The organism is Streptomyces chryseus (assembly GCF_014650755.1).
Taxonomy (GTDB): domain Bacteria; phylum Actinomycetota; class Actinomycetes; order Streptomycetales; family Streptomycetaceae; genus Streptomyces; species Streptomyces chryseus.
Genome location: NZ_BMVO01000029.1, coordinates 45,055 through 68,049, shown reverse-complemented (window position 1 = coordinate 68,049; position 22,995 = coordinate 45,055). Strand labels below are relative to the sequence as shown.

Annotated in this window: 23 protein-coding genes; 14 read left to right on the top strand and 9 right to left on the bottom strand. The window is 72.1% G+C overall.

Features of this window, described 5'->3' with window-relative positions; all coding sequences use genetic code 11:
- The first annotated feature begins 385 nt into the window (after positions 1-385).
- Positions 386-1,222 carry a MurR/RpiR family transcriptional regulator gene (locus IE185_RS29090; protein ID WP_138899124.1) on the top strand — a complete coding sequence of 279 codons (837 nt, stop codon included), beginning with the start codon at positions 386-388 and terminating at the stop codon, positions 1,220-1,222.
- A 107-nt stretch (positions 1,223-1,329) separates the two neighbouring features.
- Positions 1,330-1,944 carry a hypothetical protein gene (locus IE185_RS29085; protein WP_138899125.1) on the top strand — a complete coding sequence of 205 codons (615 nt, stop codon included), beginning with the start codon at positions 1,330-1,332 and terminating at the stop codon, positions 1,942-1,944.
- On the opposite strand, the gene IE185_RS29080 is transcribed toward IE185_RS29085, so the two are convergent.
- The 6 genes from IE185_RS29080 to IE185_RS29055 form a co-directional block, all read right to left on the bottom strand.
- The gene (locus tag IE185_RS29080) at positions 1,913-2,287 is read right to left on the bottom strand and encodes a hypothetical protein (protein WP_138899126.1); all 375 of its coding nucleotides are present in this window, start codon (positions 2,285-2,287) and stop codon (positions 1,913-1,915) included. The genes IE185_RS29085 and IE185_RS29080 overlap by 32 nt on opposite strands.
- 62 nt (positions 2,288-2,349) lie before the next feature.
- Positions 2,350-2,733, bottom strand: coding sequence for a roadblock/LC7 domain-containing protein (locus tag IE185_RS29075; RefSeq protein WP_138899127.1), 384 nt, complete (start codon positions 2,731-2,733; stop codon positions 2,350-2,352).
- Between the two features lie 79 nt (positions 2,734-2,812).
- Positions 2,813-3,574, bottom strand: coding sequence for a transcriptional regulator (locus IE185_RS29070; RefSeq protein ID WP_138908569.1), 762 nt, complete (start codon positions 3,572-3,574; stop codon positions 2,813-2,815).
- Entirely contained in the window at positions 3,571-3,945 is a 375-nt protein-coding gene (locus IE185_RS29065) for a hypothetical protein (protein WP_138908570.1), read from the bottom strand. Before IE185_RS29065 ends, IE185_RS29070 begins: the two co-directional genes overlap by 4 nt.
- A 249-nt stretch (positions 3,946-4,194) precedes the next feature.
- Positions 4,195-4,668, bottom strand: a complete 474-nt coding sequence (locus tag IE185_RS29060; protein ID WP_138897179.1) for an SRPBCC family protein — start codon at positions 4,666-4,668, stop codon at positions 4,195-4,197.
- A gap of 58 nt (positions 4,669-4,726) precedes the next feature.
- On the bottom strand, positions 4,727-6,106 hold the full coding sequence (locus tag IE185_RS29055; RefSeq protein WP_138897178.1) for a type III PLP-dependent enzyme domain-containing protein: 1,380 nt from the start codon (positions 6,104-6,106) through the stop codon (positions 4,727-4,729).
- Positions 6,107-6,225: 119 nt separating this feature from the next.
- Between IE185_RS29055 and hutU the strand changes: the two genes are divergently transcribed.
- The 4 genes from hutU (at position 6,226) to hutI (ending at position 11,751) form a co-directional block, all read left to right on the top strand.
- Positions 6,226-7,899 (top strand): urocanate hydratase, encoded by a 1,674-nt coding sequence (gene hutU / locus IE185_RS29050; protein WP_138897177.1) that lies wholly within the window; start codon positions 6,226-6,228, stop codon positions 7,897-7,899.
- Positions 7,900-7,952: 53 nt separating this feature from the next.
- The gene (locus IE185_RS29045; RefSeq protein ID WP_138897182.1) at positions 7,953-9,152 is read left to right on the top strand and encodes an allantoate amidohydrolase; all 1,200 of its coding nucleotides are present in this window, start codon (positions 7,953-7,955) and stop codon (positions 9,150-9,152) included.
- The gene (locus IE185_RS29040; RefSeq protein WP_138897176.1) at positions 9,143-10,477 is read left to right on the top strand and encodes a formimidoylglutamate deiminase; all 1,335 of its coding nucleotides are present in this window, start codon (positions 9,143-9,145) and stop codon (positions 10,475-10,477) included. Before IE185_RS29045 ends, IE185_RS29040 begins: the two co-directional genes overlap by 10 nt.
- A gap of 74 nt (positions 10,478-10,551) precedes the next feature.
- Entirely contained in the window at positions 10,552-11,751 is a 1,200-nt protein-coding gene (hutI, locus tag IE185_RS29035) for an imidazolonepropionase (RefSeq protein WP_189716310.1), read from the top strand.
- A 91-nt stretch (positions 11,752-11,842) separates the two neighbouring features.
- Here hutI and IE185_RS29030 read toward each other — a convergent pair whose 3' ends face one another.
- Positions 11,843-12,760 (bottom strand): RNA polymerase sigma factor SigF, encoded by a 918-nt coding sequence (locus IE185_RS29030; protein ID WP_373303772.1) that lies wholly within the window; start codon positions 12,758-12,760, stop codon positions 11,843-11,845.
- Positions 12,761-13,011: 251 nt separating this feature from the next.
- Between IE185_RS29030 and IE185_RS29025 the strand changes: the two genes are divergently transcribed.
- From IE185_RS29025 to IE185_RS29000, 6 genes are all read left to right on the top strand, one after another.
- On the top strand, positions 13,012-13,380 hold the full coding sequence (locus tag IE185_RS29025) for an STAS domain-containing protein (RefSeq protein WP_138895829.1): 369 nt from the start codon (positions 13,012-13,014) through the stop codon (positions 13,378-13,380).
- 196 nt (positions 13,381-13,576) lie between these two features.
- Positions 13,577-14,068, top strand: a complete 492-nt coding sequence (locus IE185_RS29020) for an ATP-binding protein (RefSeq protein WP_138895828.1) — start codon at positions 13,577-13,579, stop codon at positions 14,066-14,068.
- A 199-nt stretch (positions 14,069-14,267) separates the two neighbouring features.
- Complete coding sequence (locus IE185_RS29015; RefSeq protein ID WP_138895827.1) at positions 14,268-14,966, top strand: LPXTG cell wall anchor domain-containing protein; 699 nt, start codon at positions 14,268-14,270, stop codon at positions 14,964-14,966.
- Positions 14,967-14,975: 9 nt separating this feature from the next.
- Positions 14,976-15,908, top strand: a complete 933-nt coding sequence (locus tag IE185_RS29010) for a COG1470 family protein (RefSeq protein ID WP_138895826.1) — start codon at positions 14,976-14,978, stop codon at positions 15,906-15,908.
- Positions 15,905-16,981 (top strand): hypothetical protein, encoded by a 1,077-nt coding sequence (locus IE185_RS29005; protein ID WP_189716306.1) that lies wholly within the window; start codon positions 15,905-15,907, stop codon positions 16,979-16,981. The genes IE185_RS29010 and IE185_RS29005 overlap by 4 nt, the downstream gene beginning before the upstream one ends.
- A 14-nt stretch (positions 16,982-16,995) precedes the next feature.
- Positions 16,996-18,372 (top strand): hypothetical protein, encoded by a 1,377-nt coding sequence (locus tag IE185_RS29000; RefSeq protein ID WP_138895830.1) that lies wholly within the window; start codon positions 16,996-16,998, stop codon positions 18,370-18,372.
- A gap of 94 nt (positions 18,373-18,466) precedes the next feature.
- On the opposite strand, the gene IE185_RS28995 is transcribed toward IE185_RS29000, so the two are convergent.
- Positions 18,467-19,987 (bottom strand): peptide MFS transporter, encoded by a 1,521-nt coding sequence (locus IE185_RS28995; RefSeq protein WP_138895824.1) that lies wholly within the window; start codon positions 19,985-19,987, stop codon positions 18,467-18,469.
- A 388-nt stretch (positions 19,988-20,375) separates the two neighbouring features.
- On the opposite strand from IE185_RS28995, the gene IE185_RS28990 reads away from it, so the two are divergent.
- Positions 20,376-21,053, top strand: coding sequence for a response regulator transcription factor (locus IE185_RS28990; RefSeq protein WP_138895823.1), 678 nt, complete (start codon positions 20,376-20,378; stop codon positions 21,051-21,053).
- Positions 21,054-21,068: 15 nt separating this feature from the next.
- Positions 21,069-22,337: a sensor histidine kinase gene (locus tag IE185_RS28985; protein WP_138895822.1), complete on the top strand. Its 1,269-nt coding sequence runs from the start codon at positions 21,069-21,071 to the stop codon at positions 22,335-22,337.
- Here IE185_RS28985 and IE185_RS28980 read toward each other — a convergent pair.
- Positions 22,330-22,923, bottom strand: a complete 594-nt coding sequence (locus IE185_RS28980) for a GtrA family protein (RefSeq protein ID WP_138895821.1) — start codon at positions 22,921-22,923, stop codon at positions 22,330-22,332. The genes IE185_RS28985 and IE185_RS28980 overlap by 8 nt on opposite strands.
- Positions 22,924-22,995: the final 72 nt, after the last annotated feature.

The window sequence follows — 22,995 nt, the reverse complement described above, 5'->3', positions numbered from 1 at the left end:
CCGACGCCACACTCCCGAAAAGGCGGCCCCCACACCAGAAACAACCACCGCCCCCGCCCACCACCGCCCCCGCACCCACCCGCCACCCCCAACCCCGATCAGCATTTGATCACCCGCCCCTTGCCGCGCTGCATATGCTCATGCAGAGTTTTGGGTGTCTGAATAGGTCCACAGGCGCGTCCGACATCGCACGTCCCAACACTGCTCACCCGCCCCCCCAGACCACCCGCCCACCAGACCACCCGCCCACCAGACCACCAGCCCACAACGCACCCGCACCAACACACCCGCACCAACACACCCGCACCAACACACCCGCACCAACGCACCCGCACCAACGCACCCGCACCGCCAAGATCGAGATCGGAACTCACAGGGGGATGGCATGAGCGACAGCCCTGCCGCACGACTGCAGCAGCTCTTCGACGGGCACCGGCTCACGCCGACCCAGCGGCGTATCGCGCACTGCATGGTGCGCAAGGCCGCCGACGTGCCCTTTCTGTCGAGCGTCGAGCTGGCCGACCTGGCCGGCGTCAGCCAGCCCTCCGTCACGCGCTTCGCCGTCGCGCTCGGTTTCGACGGGTACCCCGCCCTGCGCAAGCATCTGCGCGAGGTCGCGCCCACCGAGCCCTCGCCCGGGGCGGACGAGTACAACGAGTACCAGCAGGCGGTCCAGGCCGAGATCGAGAACCTCAAGCACCTCTCCGAACTGCTCGCCGACCCCCGCCCCGTCGAGGAGGCCGGCCGCGTCCTCGCCGGCTCGCTGCCGCTGCCCGTGCTCGGGCTGCGCGCCGCGTCCTCGCAGGCGCGAGGCTTCGCGTACTTCGCGGCGAAGGTCCATCCCGACGTGCGCCTGCTCGACGAGAGCGGCTCGATGCTCGCCGACCGCATCGACGGCGCCCGCCGGGCCGGCGCCACCGCGCTGCTGTGCTTCGCACTGCCGCGTCATCCGCGCGAGGTCGTTGACGCGCTGGCGTACGCGCGGGAGCAGGGCCTGAAGGTGGTGACGGTCGCCGACTCCGCCTTCGCTCCGGTGGCGGGCCACAGCGACCTGCTGATCCCGGCGGCGGTCGGCACGGGCCTGGCGTTCGACACGGCGTGTGCGCCGATGCTGCTGGGGCGGGTGCTGCTGGAGGCGATGTGCGACGGCCTGCCGGACGCGCAGGCGCGCCTGGAGGAGTTCGACGCGAAGGCGGCGGCGCGGGGACTGTTCGTCGACTAGCAGGGAGGCGGCCGGTGCCCGCCCGCGCTTTCTCGGCGGCGGCGCTCAGAATCCGGCGTTACCCTCCCCGACTGGAAACGGTCGAAGCCGGCAGGGAAGGGGCGGTTGTGGCGCGCGGAGAGCAGGCGCAGGCGTTGGCGCGGGTGGCGGTGGTCGTACGGGCCGGGGCGGCCCCGCTGTGGTGGCTCGGGTTGCTGGCCACCGGGATCGGAGCTTTCGTACCCGGCCTCACCGGGCGAGGGACCGGCCTCCTGGCCGGCGCCGCGCTGTTCGTGGTGGCGGCCGCCGTCACCGCGCTCGCGCGCAGGGGCCGTTACGCCGCACTCGCCGCGACCGCGACCCGGGCCGGCCGCCGGGACTTCCTCCAGGTCCGCTCCGTGACGGCCCGCACCTGGCGCCGGGGCCGCCGCTGGTGGCTGGCGGCCGCCTTCCTCGCCGCGGCGGGAAGCGCCTTCGCCGTGCCGGGCGCGGTCGGGCTGCTGATGGCCGGCGCCGGCGCCGGGCTGTGGCTGAAGGCCGTGTGGCTCGGCGCCCGGGAGCGCCGTGACGAGGTCCTGCTGTGGGTACGTACCGACTGGCTCGGCGGCGGACCCGCGGGGCGGCGGGTGACGGCGTACCGGACCACCGGGATCGCGGCGGGCGACGCCGCGCCGGGCGGCGCGAGGCGTCGCCCGGCGGCAGCGACGGTGGTCACAGGTCGAGTTCGGCCTCGATCTTCTTGAGCTGGTGGCGGGCCATCGCGAGGTTGGCCCGCCCCTTGTCCAGCGCCAGGTAGAGGAACAGACCGTTGGCGCCGCGTCCCTTGAGGAGCCGGATGAGGTGGTACTGGCCGCCGAGGGTGATCAGGATGTCCTCGATCTCGTCCTTGAGGCCCAGGTGTTCCATGGTGCGCACCTTGGCGCGCACCACGTCGGTGTTGCCCGCGGCGGCCACCGTCAGGTCGAGGTCCTTGCCGCCGCCGAGGGTGCCGAGGGCCATGCCGCTGGTGTAGTCGACCAGGGCGACACCGATGGTTCCCTCGATGCTGGTCATCGCTTCCTTGAGCGTGGTTTCGGTGTTGGCCATGAGGGTCGCACTTCCTTTTCGTCGGGTGGTGGTTCGGGGTGCTGTCGTGCGTTTGGCTGTGGTCATGCGTTCTCCCGGGCGCTGTCGACCAGGGCGCCGATGCGGACGCCTGCCCGGCGGGCCTCCAGGTGGAGCCGGCCCACGTTGATGCGGGGCTCGGCGAGGAGCGTGAGTACGGCGGAGGAGCCCGCCGCGTAGGTGGCCACGTAGCCGTCGTCGCCGCGCACGAGCAGTTCGCGGAAGGCGCCCTGGCCCGTCGCGTCCGTCAGCCGCACCGCGACGCCGAGCGCCGCCGCGGTGAGCGCGGCGATCCCCTCGGCCTCCACGGTCGTGGTGTCCTGGGCCAGTACGAGGCCGTCGACGCTGGCCGCGAGCGCTCCGGTCAGCTGGGGCACTCTGGCTTTCAACTGGCGCAGTTCGTCGAGCAGTTCGGCTTCGGCCGCCATCAGCTTTCTCCTTTCCGCGCGGTGTCGCAGGACGCGCCTCATGAGGTGGTGGGGAGGGCCGCGCCGACGGTCCGGTAGGTCACAGGCTTGCCTCCAGGGCGTCGCGGAGCCGGCGCAACAGGGCGGTGTCCGGGTCGTCGGCGACCTGCGCGACCCAGGCGGGGACGGGGGACGGGGCCGTCGGCGCGACCCGGGGCGTGGCGACCGTGCCGGCCGCCGCGAGCCTTCGTACGTCGATCAGCGTGTGGAAGGCGGGCCGGCCGAGGGCCCGGGCGATGTCCCCCGGGGTCCGCTCGCCGTCGGCGAGGTCGAGTACGGCGCGCTGCCTGGGGGTGACGGGCTGCCCCGACGGCGTGGTGCGGCGTACGACGGGCGCGGTGTCGGTGTCGGGGTACGGCCAGAGCTCGTCCAGCAGCCGTCTGCGCCGCTGCGACTCGCGCTCGACCACCGCGGCGGAGACCGGTCGGATGCGGCCCAGCCAGTGGGCCGCCCCGTACCGGAAGCGGGTCGGGCCGCTGCCGGGGGCGAGCGCGAAGAAGGCGGCGTCGAACAACGCGCTCAGGTGGCACAGTTCCAGCTCCCCGTCGGCCAGTCGCCCGCTGTCGACCAGGAAGCGGCCGACCCGCCCCCGGGTGCCCGCCCGGTCGACGGCCTCCTGCCAGTCCTCGGCGGGCAGCCGCCCGGCCGAGGTCAGCAGTACGTCGATACCGGGCGAGGCGGGGCTCTCGGCGTGCACGACCTGGCCGTCGACGAGGTAGAGGGTTCCGTGGTCGCGCAGCAGGGCGCCGGTGGCGCGCTCGGCGGCGAGCCGGACGAGCATCGGGGACACGGTGGTGCTCATGCCAGGACCAGCTGCTCGGCGAGGCTGCTCAGGCGTATGCGGGCCAGCGCCAGGTTGCCCTCCTCGCGGTCGAGCCACAGGTGTAGGAAGACGCTGCTGTCGAACGCGGTCTCGACGAAGCGCAGCAGGTGGTAGCCGCTGGGTGTGGTGATGATGACGTCCTCGACCGGAAGCCCGTTGGGGGAGAAGGCCCGCTGCTCGGCGGCCATCCGGGCCAGCTCGGCGGTCTCCGCCGCGGTGGCCTCGTGGTCGCCGTTCGGCGAGTCCCCGACCGTGCCGAGCGCGAGTCCGCTCGTCCAGTCCACCAGGGAGGCCCCGAGGGCGCCGGGCACGACCATCGCCGCGAGCAGACATTCGTCGATTCCGGGCATGCGGAACCCCCCTCCCGGCGTGGCACACGGATGCGGACTGCCGGACACGCGTTCTGCGGCAGTGACGAGGAGGTTACGTAAAGAGAGGGGCGCGGGCAGGTGGTTCCGGCACTTTCCACGTGCACATGCCAGCTAGCTTTCGTTCTTCGTCTTTACTGCTTAGTTATTGATCGCCCAGAGATCGATTCTGATCGGAAGGGGGCGTCTCTGTGGATGTGTACGTCCGCCGATCCCCCGCCCGTACGCCGGTCAGGCGCCCTCGCGCTCCACGGCGGCCGCGACGTCGGCGAGGTCCTCGGCGATCGCCTTGCTCACCGCCCGGGCGCCCAGGCCGCCCAGCACCTTGGTCAGCAGTCCCATGGCGCCGGCGGGCGGGACGGCGGAGAACGTCATCCGGACCGTCGTCGCGCCGGGCCCCTCGGCGCGCAACACGAACTCCGACACGTAGTGCGCGCCGTGCGAATCCGCCTCCACCACATAGCGCACCGGCGGTTCGCTCGCCGTCACGCGCATCTCCTCGGCGGCCTGTCTGCCGAGCATCCGGCGGGTCTCCCGCCAGCGGGTGCCCACCCCGAAGGCGCCCGCCGGTGAGCGCTCCAGGATCTCCACCTCCTCCACCCCGCCGATCACGCCCGGCATGCCCTCCAGGTCGGTCAGGGCACGCCAGACCCGGTCCAGGTCCGCCGCGATCCGCCGTTCGACGACCACGCTCCTGTGTGCCACGGATCCATGGAAGCAGCCGGGTGTGACAACCGCCCCCGGACGCGTGGAGCACCCGCGCCTACAGGAGCGCGTCCGGGTGCGCCCCGCCCGACTCGGCGACGATCTCGGCGAGGGTCTGCGGCGGCCGTATGACGCTGAAGCGGACCCCTTCGGGGCCGGTGGTGAAGCCGTGGATCCCGGCCCGGACCAGGCTGTTGTACGCGTAGTGCGCGGCCATGGCGTACGCGCCGGTGTCCAGCACCGCCACGTGGTCGCCCTGGGCGAGCAGGGGCAGCAGCCGGTTCTCGGCGAGCAGGTCGCCCGCGAAGCACGCGGGACCCGCGACGTCCTGTGCGACCGGCGGGCCCGGCTTGGGCCGGCCCTTCGCGTCGTACGCCGCGAGCCGCAGCGGCCAGGACTCCGGGACGTACACCGTGCGCGTCGCGATCTGCACGCCCGCGTGGGTGACGGCGATCGGCCGGTCGCCGGAGGTCTTCGCGTACTCCACCCGGGCGAGGACCGTGCCGTGCTTGGCGAGCAGCGAGCGGCCGAACTCGGTGACCAGGCCGTAGCGCCCGTCGAGCAGGCCGGGGACCCGCTGCTTGAGGAGGCGGGCGTACTCCGCGTACGTCGGGCTCGGCGAGTCGGAGGTGAAGTCGACCGGAAGGCCGCCTCCGATGTCGACGGTGTCGACCTGCCGCCGGCCGGCCGCCGCGTTGATCTCCTCGGCGAGTGCGTACGCCGCCGCCACGCCCCGGGCCATCAGCTCCAGCGGAAGGCCCTGCGAACCGGAGTGCGTGTGCAGCCGGGTCAGCCACGGCCGGTCCAGGTAGGCGCGTACGACCCACTCCCGGGCGCCGGGATCGCGCAGCGCCACGCCGAACTTCGAGGTGGCGGTCGCGGTGGACAGGGCGCCGATGGCGCCGCCGCCGATCTGCGGGTTGACACGCAGGCCGACGGGGGAGGCGGATGCCGTCGACCGCACCAGCGCGTCGATGCGCGCCAGCTCCTGCGGGTTGTCGGCATTGACCGCGATGCCCAGCGCGAGGGCTTCGCGCAGCTCGGCGGGGGTCTTCGCGGGGGAGTCGAGGACGGTGTGCGCCGGAGGCACGCCGGCCGCCCGGGCCAGGGCCAGCTCACCGGGGCTGGCGACCTCGGCGCCGACACCGTGCGCGTACAGCAGCCGCAGGACCGGGACCAGCGGCGTCGCCTTGACGGCGAAGGCGTGCAGGACCGGCGTCCCGGGCGGGGTTACCTCGGCGAACGCGGCGCGCAGGGCGGCGGCCGAGGCGCGGATGCCGGCGGTGTCGAGCAGGCCGGCCACGGGGGCTTCGGGGCCGACCACGCCCCGCTCCACGGCGGCCCGTACGGCCTGCTCGCGGCGCTCGGGTGCGGTCGTGTCCCCTCCCGGGTCCACCGGCGGGGTCGCGCTCGGGTCCGGGCTGGTGTCCGAAGGCATGCCTTCCAGCCAACCACCGGCTCGGACGGCGCGCAGGCGCCCGCACGTATTGACTAGCTCTATTCATCTCGCCAGGATGTGAATAGACGCCAATGCAGTCACTCGCGAGGAGGCACACCATGTCAGGACCCCGCCCCGTACGGGCACCGCGCGGTACGGAGCTGAGCGCCCTGGGATGGCAGCAGGAGGCCGCCCTGCGCATGCTCCAGAACAACCTCGACCCCGAGGTCGCCGAGCACCCCGACAAGCTCGTCGTCTACGGCGGCACGGGCAAGGCGGCGCGGGACTGGCGCTCGTTCGACGCCATGGTGCGCACCCTCAAGACCCTCAAGCAGGACGAGACGATGCTCGTCCAGTCCGGCCGTCCGGTCGGCGTCATGCAGACCCACGAGTGGGCCCCGCGCGTCCTCATCGCCAACTCCAACCTGGTCGGCGACTGGGCGAACTGGGAGGAGTTCCGCCGCCTGGAGGCGCTGGGCCTGACCATGTACGGCCAGATGACCGCCGGGTCGTGGATCTACATCGGCACCCAGGGCATCCTTCAGGGCACGTACGAGACCTTCGCGGCCGTCGCCGCCAAGAAGTTCGGCGGCACCCTCGCCGGCACCATCACCCTCACCGCCGGCCTCGGCGGCATGGGCGGCGCCCAGCCCCTCGCCGTGACCATGAACGACGGCGTCGCGATCTGTATCGACGTGGACCCGCGCGCCATCGAGCGCCGCATCGAGCACCGCTACCTCGACGTGAAGGCCGACAGCCTGGAGCACGCCCTCCAGCTCGCCGTCGAGGCCCGCGACGCCCGCAGGCCGCTGTCCATCGGCCTCCTCGGCAACGCGGCGGAGCTGCTGCCGCGCATGCTCGCCGAGGGCGCGCCCATCGACATCGTCACCGACCAGACGAGCGCCCACGACCCGCTCGCGTACCTCCCCGTCGGTGTCGAGTTCGACGACATGGCGTCGTACGCCGCCGAGAAGCCGGCCGACTTCACGCTGCGGGCCCGCGAGTCCATGGCCAAGCACGTCGAGGCGATGGTCGGTTTCATGGACGCCGGCGCCGAGGTCTTCGACTACGGCAACTCGATCCGCGGCGAGGCCCAGCTGGCCGGCTACACACGCGCCTTCGACTTCCCCGGCTTCGTCCCGGCGTACATCCGCCCGCTGTTCTGCGAGGGCAGGGGCCCGTTCCGCTGGGCGGCGCTGTCCGGCGAGGCGTCGGACATCCACAAGACGGACCGCGAACTGCTGAAGCTCTTCCCGGAGGCCGATTCGATTCAAAACGCGTCCCTGCACCGCTGGATCAAGATGGCCGGCGAGCGCGTCCACTTCCAGGGCCTGCCGGCCCGCATCTGCTGGCTGGGCCAGGGCGAGCGCGACAAGGCGGGCGCCCTGTTCAACGACATGGTCGCCGACGGCACCCTCGCCGCCCCCCTCGCGATCGGCCGCGACCACCTCGACTGCGGTTCCGTCGCCTCGCCGTACCGCGAGACCGAGGCCATGCTCGACGGCTCCGACGCGATCGCCGACTGGCCGCTGCTCAACGCCATGGTCAACGTCGCCTCGGGTGCCTCCTGGGTCTCCATCCACCACGGCGGCGGCGTCGGCATGGGCCGCTCGATCCACGCGGGCCAGGTCTCGGTGGCGGACGGCACGAAGCTCGCGGGCGAGAAGATCCGCCGCGTACTGACGAACGACCCCGGCATGGGCGTCATCCGCCACGTGGACGCGGGCTACGACATCGCGGAGCGGACCGCGAACGAGCAGGGCGTACGCGTCCCCATGCGGGAGGGCGAGTGACCCCGGTCGCGCCCGCCGACGGGCCGCCGCACACGTCCACCTCGTTCCACGAGATGTGGGCCGACCTGAAGCCGATCGGGCGCGACCCCGACTCCGGCGGCTACCGCCGCTACGCCTGGACCCGGGCCGACCAGGACTGCCGGGCGTGGTTCAAGGCCCAGGCCGAGTCCCGCGGCCTGACGTACGAGCTGGACCGCAACGGCAACCAGTGGGCCTGGCAGGGCGACCCGCTGGCCGGCGACGCGGTCGTCACCGGCTCGCACCTCGACTCGGTGCCGCTCGGCGGGGCGTTCGACGGCCCGCTCGGCGTCGTGTCCTCCTTCGCCGCGCTCGACGAACTCCGCCACAGGGAAGTGGAGTTCGCCAAACCGCTGGCCATCACCAACTTCGGTGACGAGGAGGGCGCCCGGTTCGGCCTGGCCTGTGTCGGCTCGCGCCTGGCGGCCGGGCAGCTGACGGCCGCCAAGGCCCACGAGCTGCGCGACGCGGACGGCGTCAGCCTCCCCCGGGCGATGGAGGCGGCGGGTTACGACCCGTCCGCCATCGGCCCGGACCCCGAGCGCCTGGCCCGCATCGGCGCGTTCGTCGAGCTGCACGTGGAACAGGGCCGCGCGCTGGACGTCACCGGCGACCCCGTCGGCATCGCGTCCGCCATCTGGCCGCACGGCCGCTGGCGCTTCGACTTCCACGGCGAGGCGAACCACGCCGGCACCACCCGCCTGGACGACCGCCGCGACCCGATGCTGACGTACGCGGAGACGGTCGTCGCGGCCCGCCGCGAGGCGCGGCTCGCCGGGGCCCTCGCGACGTTCGCGAAGGTCTCCGTCGAGCCGAACGGCGTCAACGCGATCCCCTCGCTGGTCCGCGGCTGGCTCGACTCGCGCGCCGCCGACCAGGACACTCTCGACCGGGTCATCGCCGGGATCGAGCAGGCGGCGCGCGAGAACGCCGCCCGTTCCGGCATCGACCTGCGCATCACGCGGGAGTCGTTCACCCCGGTGGTCGAGTTCGAGCACGCCCTGCGCGACGAGCTCGCGAAGCTCCTGCGCGAGGAGCACGGCGACATCCCCGTCCTCGGCACCGGCGCGGGACACGACGCGGGTATTTTGTCCGCTTCGGTTCCGACCGCCATGCTGTTCGTACGGAACCCCACGGGTATCTCGCACTCTCCGGCCGAGTACGCCGCCGAGGACGACTGCGTCGCGGGGGTCATCGCACTCGCCGACGTACTGGAGGGGCTCGCGTGCACGTGACCTACTGGCTGGAGCACGCCTGGCTCGACACCTTCGTCGAGCCCGGTGTGGCCGTGGACGTGACGGACGGCCGGATCACGGCGGTCCGCAAGGACGTCACGGCCCCGCCGCCGGGCGCGGAGGTCCTGCGCGGCCTGACCCTCCCCGGCCTCGCCAACGCGCACTCGCACGCGTTCCACCGGGCGCTGCGCTCCACGGTGCAGGTCGGCTCGGGGACGTTCTGGACCTGGCGGGAGGTCATGTACGGCGTGGCCTCCCGCCTGACGCCGGACATGTACTTCGACCTGGCCAGGGCCGTGTACGCGGAGATGGCGCTGGCCGGGGTCAGCGCGGTGGGCGAGTTCCACTACCTGCACCACGCCCCCGGCGGCACCGCCTACGCCGAGCCCAACACCATGGGCGAGGCCCTGATCGCGGCCGCCGCCGACGCCGGCATCCGCATCACGCTGCTGGACACGGCGTACCTCGCCTCGGGCTTCGGTACGCCGCCCACCCGCCACCAGCAGCGCTTCTCCGACGGCACGGCCGACGCCTGGGCGGAGCGGGCGTCGCTGCTCAAGGACAGCGACCACGCCCGCATCGGTGCGGCCATCCACTCGGTACGGGCGGTACCGGCGGACCAGCTCGCGACGGTGGCGGCCTGGGCGCAGACCCGGATGGCGCCGCTGCACGTGCACCTGTCGGAGCAGACGGCCGAGAACGATGCCTGCCTGGCGACGCACGGCTGTACGCCGACGCGCCTGCTGGCGGACCACGGCGTCCTCGGGCCGCGCACCACCGGCGTCCACAACACCCACCTCACCGACGAGGACATCGCCCTCCTCGGCGGCACGTCGACCGGCACCTGCATGTGCCCGACGACGGAACGGGACCTGGCGGACGGCATCGGTCCGGCGACCCGCCTCCAGAAGGCCGGCTCCACGCTCTCGCTCGGCAGCGACAGCCACGCGGTGATCGACCTCCTGGAGGAGGCGCGGGCGATGGAACTGAACGAACGCCTGCGCTCGCGCACGCGCGGCCACTGGACGGCGGCGTCCCTGCTCCGCGCGGCGTCGGCCGACGGGCACGAGGCGCTGGGCTGGCGCGACGCGGGCAGGATCGAGGCCGGGGCGCCCGCCGACCTCACGACCATCGCACTGGACTCGGTCCGGACGGCGGGGCCGCTGCCCCGGCTGGGGGCGGAGACGGCGGTGTTCGCGGCCTCCGCGTGCGACGTGCGGCACACGATCGTCGCGGGCCGCCACATCGTCCGCGACGGCGTCCACACCTCGATCCCGGACGTCCCCGGGGCCATGGCCAAGGCGATCACAGCCGTCTACAAGTAACAGGGGGCGGGCGGCGCCTGCGGCGGGCCTTTCCCCACCCCGCCGCGCCCCGTACGCAACCGCGAGAGGACCCAGTGAGCAGCAGCACCACCACCCTCGTCACCAACATCGGCAGCCTCGTCACCAACGACACCGCCCACGCCGAGAGCCCCACGGACAACCTCGGGCTGATCCACGACGCCGCCGTCCTGATCGACGGCGACCGCATCGCCTGGGCCGGCCGGGCCGCCGCCGCGCCCCCCGCCGACACCGCGTACGACGCGAAGGGCCGGGCGGTGATCCCCGGCTTCGTCGACTCGCACTCCCACCTCGTCTTCGCCGGCGACCGCACCCAGGAGTTCAACGCCCGGATGTCGGGCCGCGCCTACTCCGCCGGCGGCATCCGCACCACCGTCGCCGCCACCCGCGCGGCGACCGACGAGGCGCTCGAAGCGAACGTCACCCGCTACCTCCGGGAGGCCCTGCGCCAGGGCACGACCACCTTCGAGACCAAGTCGGGCTACGGCCTGACCACCCACGACGAGGCCCGCGCCCTGCGCATCGCCTCGCGCCACACCGACGAGGTCACCTACCTCGGCGCGCACATCGTGTCGCCCGACTACGCAGACGACCCGGCCGCGTACGTCGCACTCGTCACCGGCGAGATGCTCGACGCGTGCGCTCCGCACGCCCGCTGGATCGACGTCTTCTGCGAGAAGGGGGCCTTCGACGGCGACCAGGCCCGCGCGATCCTCACCGCAGGCAAGGCCAGGGGCCTGCACCCCCGCATCCACGCCAACCAGCTCAGCCACGGTCCCGGCGTCCAGCTCGCCGCCGAACTCGACGCGGCCAGCGCCGACCACTGCACGCACCTCACGGACGCCGACGTGGACGCGCTCGCGAACAGCCGCACCGTCGCCACGCTCCTGCCCGGCGCCGAGTTCTCGACCCGCGCCGCCTGGCCGGACGCGCGCAGGCTCCTCGACGCGGGCGCGACCGTCGCGCTGTCCACGGACTGCAACCCGGGCTCGTCCTTCACCAGTTCGATGCCGTTCTGCATCGCTCTCGCCGTACGCGACATGGGGATGACCCCGGACGAGGCGATCTGGTCGGCCACGGCGGGCGGCGCGGCGGCTCTGCGCCGCACCGACATCGGCCGCGTCACTCCAGGAGCCCGCGCCGACCTGGTCCTCCTGGACGCCCCCTCCCACGTACACCTCGCCTACCGCCCCGGGGTCCCCCTCGTCTCGGAGGTCTGGCGCGGGGGTGTGCGTACGACGGGGCACGCCGGGTAGGGGACATGATGTGGAGGAGGGCCTGCCCCGGATAGCGCCTGGGGCAGACCCTCACTCACACTCCTCACACTCTTCACAGAGCGGCGAGGTGTTACTCCTCCACCGTCAGGCCCTTGCGCAGCTTGCCCAGCGTGCGCGACAGGAGACGGGAGACGTGCATCTGCGAGATACCGAGCTCTTCGCCGATCTCCGACTGCGTCATGTTGGCGACGAAGCGCAGGGAGAGGATCTGCCGGTCCCGCGCGGGGAGTTCGGCGATCAGCGGCTTGAGCGACTCGACGTACTCGATGCCTTCGAGGCCGTGGTCCTCGTAACCGATCCGGTCGGCCAGCGCGCCCTCGGAGTCGTCGTCCTCGGGCTGGGCGTCGAGCGAGCTCGCGGTGTACGCGTTGCTCGCGGCCATGCCCTCGACGACCTCTTCGTTGGTGAGGTCGAGGCGCTGCGCGAGTTCGCCCACGGTCGGGGCGCGGTCGAGCTGCTGGGCGAGCTCGTCGCCGGCCTTCGCGAGGTCCAGGCGCAGTTCCTGGAGGCGGCGCGGAACGCGCACCGACCAGGACGTGTCACGGAAGAACCGCTTGATCTCGCCGACGATCGTCGGCATCGCGAAGGTGGGGAACTCGACGCCTCTGCTGAGCTCGAAGCGGTCGATCGCCTTGATCAGGCCGATGGTGCCGACCTGGATGATGTCCTCCATCGGTTCGCTGCGGGAGCGGAACCGGGAGGCGGCGAACTTGACCAGGGCCAGGTTCAGTTCGACGAGCGTGTTGCGTACGTACGCGTACTCGTGCGTTCCCTCTTCGAGGTTTTCGAGGCGTCCGAAGAGCGTCTTCGACAGCGCCCTGGCGTCCAGCGGCGCCACCTCGTCGTACGGCGGGATCTCGGGGAGGCCCTCAAGGCCTTCGAACCCGGCGGGTGCGGACTCGATGTGCTCGGGCGGGGCGGGCGGGGTTGCCGACGGCGCGGTCTGCCGCACGGGGCGCGTTCGCGCTTCGTCGAGCCGGGGTGACATGGTCTCCTCCATCGTTCTCGGCATATGGCTGCCGATGCCGATACGTCTGCGTACGATGTGCGGCGCCTCCATAGCCGGTCGTGTTGGTTGTGTCCCTACTAGGCCTACCCGGTCTCGACCGGCGGTTGCAAGTCCCGTATGTCCGAATTGGCGGGTATTGAAGGGTTCTTCGGCTACCGATCGGCGTGGAGAAGGCGTAGGGTTCTGGCACGTCATTGACAGGTACGACTGCGAAGAGAGACGAGACGGGCATGGAGCGCGGGACGGTCGGCAGCGCGAACCGGGGTCGGCTCCGGGTCGCAGTTCGGACCGAGGGACAGAGCGAGATTGTCACGCCGGCGGGTGAGCTCGATCACCACACCGCCGAGCTGCTCCGTGAGCCTTTGGACCATGCACTCGAAGCAGGACGTACGCGGCTGGTCATCGACTGCTCGGCGCTGGAGTTCTGCGATTCCACCGGGCTCAACGTGCTGCTCGGTGCTCGCCTCAAGGCCGAGGCGGCCGGGGGAGGGGTTCACCTGGCCGGCATGCAGCCGGTGGTGGCGAGAGTCTTCGAGATCACCGGGGCCGAGGCCGTTTTCACCGTCCACGAGTCGCTCGATGACGCGTTGGACGAGTGATTTTCGTCCCAGTGGAACCTCCCGCTGACCGGTTTTGTTGACCGCGTCACGTGTCCGTACCGAAAAAGTGGGTGTTCTCACCGTTCGGTCGGGCAGGAGGTCTCTGACCCTGTCGGTCCCAGGGGGCTCAGGAAGCTCCCGATGTCCTTGCGGCGATGAATCTGATGAATTGGCGAATCGGTGAGGTGAAGCGCTGATGAGCACCACCCGGCAGCCTCGGTCGGGCGACTCCGGCCAGGAGTCGGCGAGCCACGGCCCGGCCTCCGCCGTGTCCGCCGTCGGCCAGGCGCGTTCTCTGGCGCTGAGCAGCGCCAGCGGCATCGTGCCGCTGGCTCGCGACTTCACCCGCCAGGCGCTGTACGACTGGGGCTGGCTCCCCGCCTCGTCCGCCGACCGGCGGGCCGCCGCCGAGGACGTCCTGCTGGTCGTCTCCGAGCTGGTCACCAACGCCTGCCTGCACGCCGAGGGGCCGGAAGAGCTGCGCGTCGCGTGCGACGGCAAGAAGCTGCGCCTCGAAGTCGTCGACCGCGGTACGGGCCAGCCCGCCCCGCGCACGCCGCACCGCGCGGGCCGGCCCGGCGGGCACGGCATGTTCATCGTGCAGCGCCTGTGCCTCGACTGGGGTGTCGAGCGGACCGGCGAGTCCAGCGGCAAGACGGTCTGGGCGGAACTCGCCGCTCCCGCGTAGTCCACCGACCGGTCTCCCCTCCCTCGCCGGCCGAAGCTTCGGCCCAGGCGCGACACGGGGTTACCGGCGGTCCGTGGTTCTTCTCGTGCACGCCGATCCGGCGTGCACTTTGTCTTCCCTCGGCAAGACCTCAGGCGTACCTTGACGCCCAATCTGATGTGTCGTCAGTAACTTGTCTTCCGGCATAAGGGGACTTGAGGTGTCGTACGAGAAGCGGACAACTCTCGCGCTGGCGGCGGCGGTTGCGGGCTCGGTGGTGCTGCTGGCCGCCCCCGCGGCCCATGCCGACGTCGTGGACGTCAACTACCAGTGCAAGACGCCGATCGGGGACAAGGCGGCCGTCTCCCCGATCGACATCAAGGGCATCAAGAGCGGCAGCACGTACAAGCTCACCATGTCGTTCCAGAAGGGCGTCTCGTCCAGCCCCGTGGAGCTGGGCAAGGGCGCGATGAAGCCGAGCGCCGTCATCAAGCTGGGCGGCGCGGAGAGCGGCTCGGTGCCGGTCTCGGGACCGCCGAACCCGGCCGCGATCCCCGCCAACACGCCCATCAGGATCACCGACCTGAGCGGCACGTACACACCCACCAAGAGCGGCAAGGTCACCTTCACGGCGTCCGTCCTGACGATCAAGGCGCTCGGTACGACCACCACCTGCACCCCCTCCAACAACCCGAAGCCGTCGCTGGAACTCGACGTCAAGGGCGCGGGCGGCGGCTCGACGGGCGGATCCTCGGGCGGTACGTCGCAGAACGCGTCCGGCGGCGGCTCCGGCGAGCTGCCGAAGACCGGCCCGACGGACTCCGCGCTGGCGCTCGGCACGCTCGGCGGCACGGTCCTGCTGACCGGGGCGGCCGGGGCGCTGTGGCTGACCCGGCGCGGCCAGCGGCCCACGGCCTGAAGACCGCCGGTGCACCCGCCGCGCCGTGCCCGTCACGCCGGCCGTCTCCTCGCCGCCGCCGCGGTGCTGCTGGGCGCCGCCGCGCCGGCCCCGGCCGCCGCCCCCTCGGCGCCGTTCGCCGCAGCGGCCGAGGACGCGCCGGGCTGGACGGCGGCCCCGAGCGGCGGGGGCAGACCGTACTTCTACCTTGAGGGCGTCGCCGGGACCGTCTTCGAGGACAGGCTGGCGTTGACCAACCCCGGCGGCGAGGCCCGCACGGTCCGGCTGCGCGGCACGGGCGACGACAGCGGGAGCTGGATCGCGCTCGCCGAGACCGAGGTGCGGATTCCGCCGCGCACCCGTGCGGAAGTGCCGTTCACGGTGACCGTGCCGGCCGGCGCGGCGCCCGGCGACCACCCCGGGGCGATCGCCGCCTCGGGCGCCGGCCGCTCGGCGGACGTACCGGTCCATCTGCGCGTCAGCGGTCCGACGCTGGCGGCGCTCACGGTCGAGGACGTCACGGTCGACGAGCGGGGTGACGGCGCCGTCATCCGGTACGCCCTGGTCAACCGGGGGAACACCGCACTCGTCCCCCGCCTGGCGGTCCGCGCCGAAGGGCTCCTCGGCGGCGAGGTCCTGCGCCGTGCGCCGCGCACGCTGCCACAGCGGCTCGCCCCCGGACAACGGGTGGAGCGCACCGAACCCTGGCCCGGCGCTCCGGTCCTCGACACGGTGGAGGTCCGCCTCACCGCGACCGCCGCCGGGGGCGCCCGCGGCGAGGCGACGGCGTCCGCGGCGTTCGTGCCCTGGACCGCGGTGACGGTCACGACGCTGCTGGTGCTGGGAGCCGCGGCAGGGGCGGTACGCCGCGTACGCCGCCGGAAACCACCGCAACCGGCGCCGGCTCCTCGGGAAGCCACCCCTCACGAACGGCCGCTGGCGCAGTCAGGAGCGACGACATGACCCCAGCCCGAGGCCCGTGGGCCGTCGTGTCGCTGTGCGCCCTGCTGGTGGCGCTGGGCCTCCTTCCCGCCGCCCCGGCGAGCGCGGAACCCGACCGGCCGCCCCGGGTCACGCTCTCCCGGCCGGAGGCGGGCAAGGGCGGCGACATCACCGTCAGCGGGACCGGCTGGCGCCCGGGGACGCTGCTGATGATGCTGATCTGCGGGCAGTCCGCGCCCGGCCGGGGCGTCATCGGCGGCACCAACTCCTGCGCGAACGCGGAGGGGCGCGCCGTCACCACCGACGCCGAGGGCGCCTTCCGCAAGAAGATGCCGGTGGCCGAGCCGCCGAGGCCGTGCCCGTGCGTCGTGCACGTCGCGACCGTCACCGGCGGGGAACCGGCCGCCGCCGACGCCGGGTTCGTGGTCGCCGGCCACCCCGTGGCGCCGCTCCCGCGGCCGGGCCGGGACGGAAGGCTCGCGGTGCTCGCGGCCGCCCGGCTCGACGGTTCCGGCTCCGTACTGACCTGGTTCGGCGCCCCGCAGGCCCGCAGACTCGTCGTCACCGTCGGCAACCTCGGCTCCGACCCGGTGAAGGACCCCGTCTTCGAGGTCGGCACCTCGCACGGCGTCTTCGCCCCGCAGTGGGAGGAACGCCAGTGGCGGGGCACGATCCGGCCCGGCGGCAAGGTGCGGGTCGCCCTGGACGTGCAGCTGCCGGCCGGCGCCCACGGCGACTACCTCGTCTCGCTCAAGTACGGGCGGAAGGTACTGGCCGAGCAGCCGTGGGGCGTGGGGCGTCCGTGGGGCGTCACGCTCTTCTGGGTCCTGCTGTGCGTGGTGGTGCCGGCCGGGGTCTTCCGTATCGGCATGGCGGTCGTCGACAAGGTCCGGCCGCCGCGCACACCGGGCCGCCACCGCCCGGCCCGCCTCCCCGCCCGCACCCGTACGCCGCGCGGACGGGCGGCTCCCGGCGCGACGGCGACCGGGGTCACGTGCCTGCCGTGGTTCACCCCGGACAACGCGCCGGGTCCGTCCACCCCGATCTCCGCACCGGTTCAGCAGAACAGTCCGACGACGAAGGGAAATTCGTGACCACGCAACGGAGGATGAGCGCGGCCGGCGTCGCGCTGATGCTCGGCGGTGCGGGCATCCTGCTCGCGGCGAGTCCCGCGCAAGCAGCCGAGGTCTCGTACAAGACCGAGTGCATACCCCCGCCCATCTCCGGCCTGCCGCCCGTGCAGGGCACCACGAAGGTGCTGATCACGGCGCCCGCCGAGGCCAAGGTGGGCGACGAGGTCGAGGTGGTGTGGAAGACGGTCGAGGCCGCTTCCAAGAACCCCGACGTCCTCGACCTGGACAAGGACACCGTCAAGCCGACCGGCACGGTGAAGGTGGGCGGCGCGGCGACCGGGGACCTGAAGCTGGAGGGGCCGCGGCAGAACCCGCCGATCCCCAAGAACAGCCCCATGGTGCTGCCGGACATGAAGGGCAAGCTGAAGCTGGAGAAGGCCGGCGAGATCACGCTCACTCCCGACGCGTACACCATCAACGTCAGCAAGCCGCTGTCCACGGACACCAAGTGCGCGCCGAAGGAGGCGGTCAAGGCCGCGGCGACCATCAAGGTCTCGGCGGCCGGCGGCACCACGGGCGGCACGACGACGTCCGGCGGCACGACGACGGGCGGCACGACCTCGTCGGGTGGGACGACGACCTCCGGCGGTACGACGACCTCGGGCGGTACGACGACGTCCGGCGGCACCACCACCTCCGGCGGCACCACCACCTCGGGCGGCGGTGGCGGCGACGGTCCGGGCGACTTCCCCGGCAAGGAGGTCACGGTCGCCTTCGCGTGCAAGTCCCCCGGCCCGGCGAGCATCAACTCCAAGGTGACGATCAACGCCAGGAAGAACGGCGGCGGTTACGACCTGGTCGTCAGGACGGCCAAGGGCGTCATGAACAGCCCCGCCGCCCTGCCCGCGGGGGCGCTCAAGCCCTCCATGGAGGTCCTGCTGGGCGGCGCGGACAAGGGCACCGTCCCCGTCACAGGGCCCCCGAACAAGGACCCGCTCGAACAGGGCAAGCCGGTGGACCTGCCGGACATGACGGGGACGTACAAACCCGGCGCGAGCGGCAAGTCCACGCTCAGCCCCGGCACGCTCACCATCGACGTGACCCTCGGCGGCCAAAAGATCACCATCCCCTGCACCGTCAAGGGCACGGCGGAGGCGTCCCTGGAACTCGACACCTCCGCCCAGCCGGGTGGCGCGTCGGGCGGCACGACGTCGGGCGGTACGACGTCGGGCGGTACGACGTCGGGCGGTACGACGTCGGGCGGTGCGGCGGCGGGCGGCGGCCTCGCCGACACCGGAGCCTCCGACCACGGCGGCCTGCGCGCCCTCGGCCTGGTCGCCGGCACGGTGATCCTGCTCGGTGGCGCGGTCTTCACCTTCACCCCGTGGAACCGCCTGCGCGGCCCGCGCTGACCTCGGCGCGGACGTACGGCCGTACGGACGAAGGCCGGCCCCGGTGCGCTCGCGCGCGCCGGGGCCGGCCTTCGTCATGCCGAGGGGCAAGGGGTCAGTGGACCTCGCCCATCATCGACTGGACCTTCTTGCGGTACATCCACACCGCGAGGCCGGCGACGACCGCCAGCGAGGCCTCCATGGCGATGATGCCCGTCCCGTTCAGGTCGACCCCCGCCAGCGACAGCAGGCCGGTGGTGCAGTCGCCCGCCGTGACGGCGAGGAACCAGACGCCCATCATCTGGGAGGCGTACTTGCGCGGGGCCATCTTCGTGGTGACGGACAGTCCGACCGGGGAGAGGCAGAGCTCGCCGATGGTCTGGATCATGTAGATCGACACCAGCCACATCGGGCTGACCTTCGTGCCGTCGGCCGCCATGCTCATCGGCACGACGAAGACGAAGAACGAGCCGCCGACCAGGACCAGGCCCATCGCGAACTTCACGATGGTGTTGGGCTCCTGGTTCTTACGGGCCAGCCACAGCCACAGCCAGGCGAAGACCGGGGCCAGCGCCATGACGAACAGCGGGTTCAGCGACTGGTACCAGGTGGCGGACGTGCTCAGGCCGAAGACGGTGGACGCGGTCTTCTCGTCGGCGAACAGCGACAGGGTCGAACCACCCTGGTCGTAGATCATCCAGAACACGGCGGCGGCCACGAAGAACCAGATGTAGCCGTTCATCTTGGACTGTTCGCCCGCGGAGAGCTCCTTGTCGCGCTTGATGCGGACCAGGACGGCGATCGGGATGATCAGACCGGCGAGGGTGAGCGGCACCAGCGCCCAGTTCAGCGTGAACGCGCCCAGGGCCACGACCGCGCCGTAGAAGACCGCGATCGCCAGGGTCGCGCCGACGACCTTGAGCAGGATGCCCTTGCGCTCCTCGGGGCTCAGCGGGTTCGGGACGACGTTGCTCTTCGGGCTCAGGTGGCGCGTACCGAGGAGGAACTGCACCAGGCCCAGGCCCATGCCGACCGCGGCGAGCGCGAAGCCGAGGTGCCAGTTGTTCTCCTTGCCGACCGTGCCGATGACGAACGGAGCGACGAAGGCGCCCAGGTTGATGCCGATGTAGAAGAGCGTGAAGCCACCGTCGCGGCGCGGGTCCTCGGGACCGTCGTAGAGGTGGCCGACCATCGTGGAGATGTTGGCCTTCAGCAGACCGGAACCGACGGCCACCAGGATCAGGCCGACGAAGAACATCGCCTGGCCCGGCAGGGCCAGCGACAGGTGGCCGAGCATGATGACGCTGCCCGCGATCGTGACCGTCTTGCGGGCGCCCCAGACGCGGTCGCCGAACCAGCCGCCCGGCATGGCCATCAGGTAGACCATGGAGACGTAGACGGAGTAGATGGCCGTGGCCGTGGCCGCGGTCATCGCCAGGCCGCCGCCCTGGCTGCCGGTCGCGGCGTCCGCGCCGCCGGAGACCAGGTAGTACACGAGAAGGGCACGCATGCCGTAGTAGCTGAAGCGCTCCCACATCTCGGTCATGAAGAGAGTGGCCAGGCCGCGGGGGTGGCCGAAGAAGGTCTTCTCGCCCGAGGGAGCCCCGGCGGTGTCCTTCGTCAGGCTGGACGCCATGGTCGATCCTTGCTTGCTCGGGACGCGTGTCCGCCTCGTGAGCGGGTGTGCGCCCGGTGGGGGCGGCCGGCGTCGCGCGAGGGTGGCCCGGCCCATGGTCAGTCACTGCGCGGAACGGCGATGCCAATCCCACACAGAAAAGAGCCCTTTGGTGCGTTTTGCTGCCTAAAGGCCCGAAAGGACTCAGAGTCCTGCTACAGACGACTCGCCACCATACGCCACGAACCCGGCGCATATGGAAGGACTTGAGAGATGGATCACAGGTGACGAAGGAACCGCTGGGCGCCTTTCCAAGGTCCACAACAGGATCGCATCCCACAGCCGCAGGGAAGAACGATCAAGCGTCGACCGGCCACGACCCGTGCGGCGCGCGGACTACCATCACCCCATGACCCGTGTACTGCTCGCCGAGGACGACGCATCCATCTCGGAGCCACTGGCCCGCGCCCTGCGTCGGGAGGGTTACGAGGTCGAGGTGCGCGAGGACGGCCCGTCCGCGCTCGACGCCGGCCTCAAGGGCGGCGTCGACCTGGTCGTGCTCGACCTGGGCCTGCCCGGCATGGACGGCCTCGAGGTCGCCCGCCGGCTGCGCGCCGAGGGCCACGCCATCCCGATCCTGGTGCTGACGGCCCGCGCCGACGAGGTCGACACCGTCGTCGGCCTCGACGCCGGCGCCGACGACTACGTCACCAAGCCGTTCCGCCTCGCCGAGCTCCTCGCCCGGGTACGGGCCCTCCTGCGGCGCGGCGCCAGCGAGCCCGCCCCCGCGCCCGCCACCCACGGCGTACGGATCGACGTCGAGTCGCACCGGGCCTGGATGGGCGAGGAGGAACTCCAGCTCACGGCGAAGGAGTTCGACCTGCTGCGCGTCCTCGTCCGGGACGCCGGCCGTGTCGTCACCCGCGACCAGCTCATGCGCGAGGTCTGGGACACCACCTGGTGGTCGTCGACCAAGACCCTCGACATGCACATCTCGTGGCTGCGCAAGAAGCTCGGCGACGACGCCGCCAACCCGCGGTACATCGCCACCGTGCGGGGCGTCGGCTTCCGCTTCGAGAAGAGCTGACGTACACACACAGCCATGCGCCGCCGCCTGATCAACTCCACGCTCGCCGTGGTGCTCGTCGTCATCGCCGTCTTCGGCGTCTCCCTCGTCATCGTCGAAACACGCACCATCAGCAACAGCGCCCAGGAGAGCGTCGACTCCGAGGCGCTGCGGCTGATCAGCGTCGTCGAGAGCCGCATCCTCGGTGAGGAGAGCATCAACCCCGGGGTCCTTGGCGACCAGATCCACCCCGAGCGGTACGCCCGCATCGAGATCCCGGGCCGCGCCCCCATCGAGATCGGCGAGCGCCCCGGCGGAAGCGTCATCACGGGCGTCGAGCGGGGCGACTTCGGCGAGGTCGTCACCGTGCAGGAATCCCGCTCCACCGTCACCGACGAAGTCGGCCGTACGCTCATGATCATCGGAGCGGTGGCGCTGCTCGCCGTCGTCGCCGCCGTCCTGCTCGCCGTACGCCAGGCCAACCGGCTCGCCTCCCCGCTCACCGACCTCGCCGAGACCGCCGAGCGGCTCGGCTCGGGCGACCAGCGGCCCCGCCACAAGCGGTACGGCGTACCCGAGCTCGACCGGGTCGCCGACGTGCTCGACTCCAGCGCCGAGCGCATCGGCCGGATGCTCACCGCCGAGCGCCGGCTGGCCGCCGACGCCTCCCACCAGCTGCGTACGCCGCTGACGGCGCTCTCCATGCGGCTGGAGGAGATCACCCTCACCGAGGACCTGGACACCGTGAAGGAGGAGGCGACGATCGCGCTGACGCAGGTCGAGCGGCTCACCGACGTCGTGCAGCGGCTGCTCACCAACTCCCGCGACCCGCGCACCGGCTCCGCCGTCGTCTTCGACCTCGACGAGGTCGTCAAGCAGCAGATCGAGGAGTGGCGCCCGGCCTACCGCAGCGCGGGCCGCGCCATCGTCCACTCGGGCAAGCACGGCATGCGGGCCGTCGGCACCCCCGGCGCGGTGGCCCAGGTGCTGGCCGCGCTGATCGAGAACTCCCTCATGCACGGTGGCGGTACGGTCGCTCTGCGTACCCGCGTCACCGGCAACCAGGCCGTCATCGAGGTGACCGACGAGGGCCCCGGCGTACCGGCCGATCTCGGCGCGCGGATCTTCGAGCGGAGCATCAGCGGGCGCAACTCCACCGGGATCGGTCTCGCCGTCGCGCGCGACCTCGCGGAGGCCGACGGCGGCCGCCTGGAGATGCTCCAGCAGCAGCCGCCGGTCTTCGCGCTCTTCCTCAGCCGCGTCGCGCGCCCCAAGGAGGAGCCGCGCGAGCCCACGGTCAGGTGACGCGGTCGCCGGGGGCGCTGTGGACGTTGGGGGCCCCGGGGGTGCTGTGGGATCCGTGGGTGCCGTGGGATCCGTGGGATCCGTGGGATCCGTTGATCACCCGCGGGTCGTCCGGGAACGGCTCGTGCGTCTCCTCGGCCCCGTGCGGCGGCAGCTTCTGGAAGACCCAGGTGCGGTAGGACCAGAACCGGAAGACGGTCGCGATCCCGATCCCGAGGAACTTGAAGGCGTTGCTCTGCAGCGGGCTGTCCCAGCCGAAGCCGGACGTCGCGACGTACAGCACACCGCTCTGGATCACCAGGCCGATCGCGCTGAACAGCAGGAACAGCGTGAGCTCGCGGCTGCGCCGGTTCTTGTCGCGCTCCCGGTACGTGAAGTAGCGAAAGCCCAGGTAGTTGAAGCCGATCGCGACGACCGTGGCGATGATGCCGCCCGGGACCACCGGCACGTCCATGAAGTGGCACAGCAGGTTGAAGACCCCGAGGTCCACCAGAAGCCCCACGCCGCCGACCGCCCCGAACTTCGCGAACTCGCGCGCGAGCCGCTCCAGGGGCCTGCGCCAGGGGCCGCCGTCCCGTCCACTCATGGTGTTCGCAAGCCCCGTTCCGGTCGGTGTCGTCGACGTTCGGTCGTGTCGTCAACCCAGCCATGCTAACCA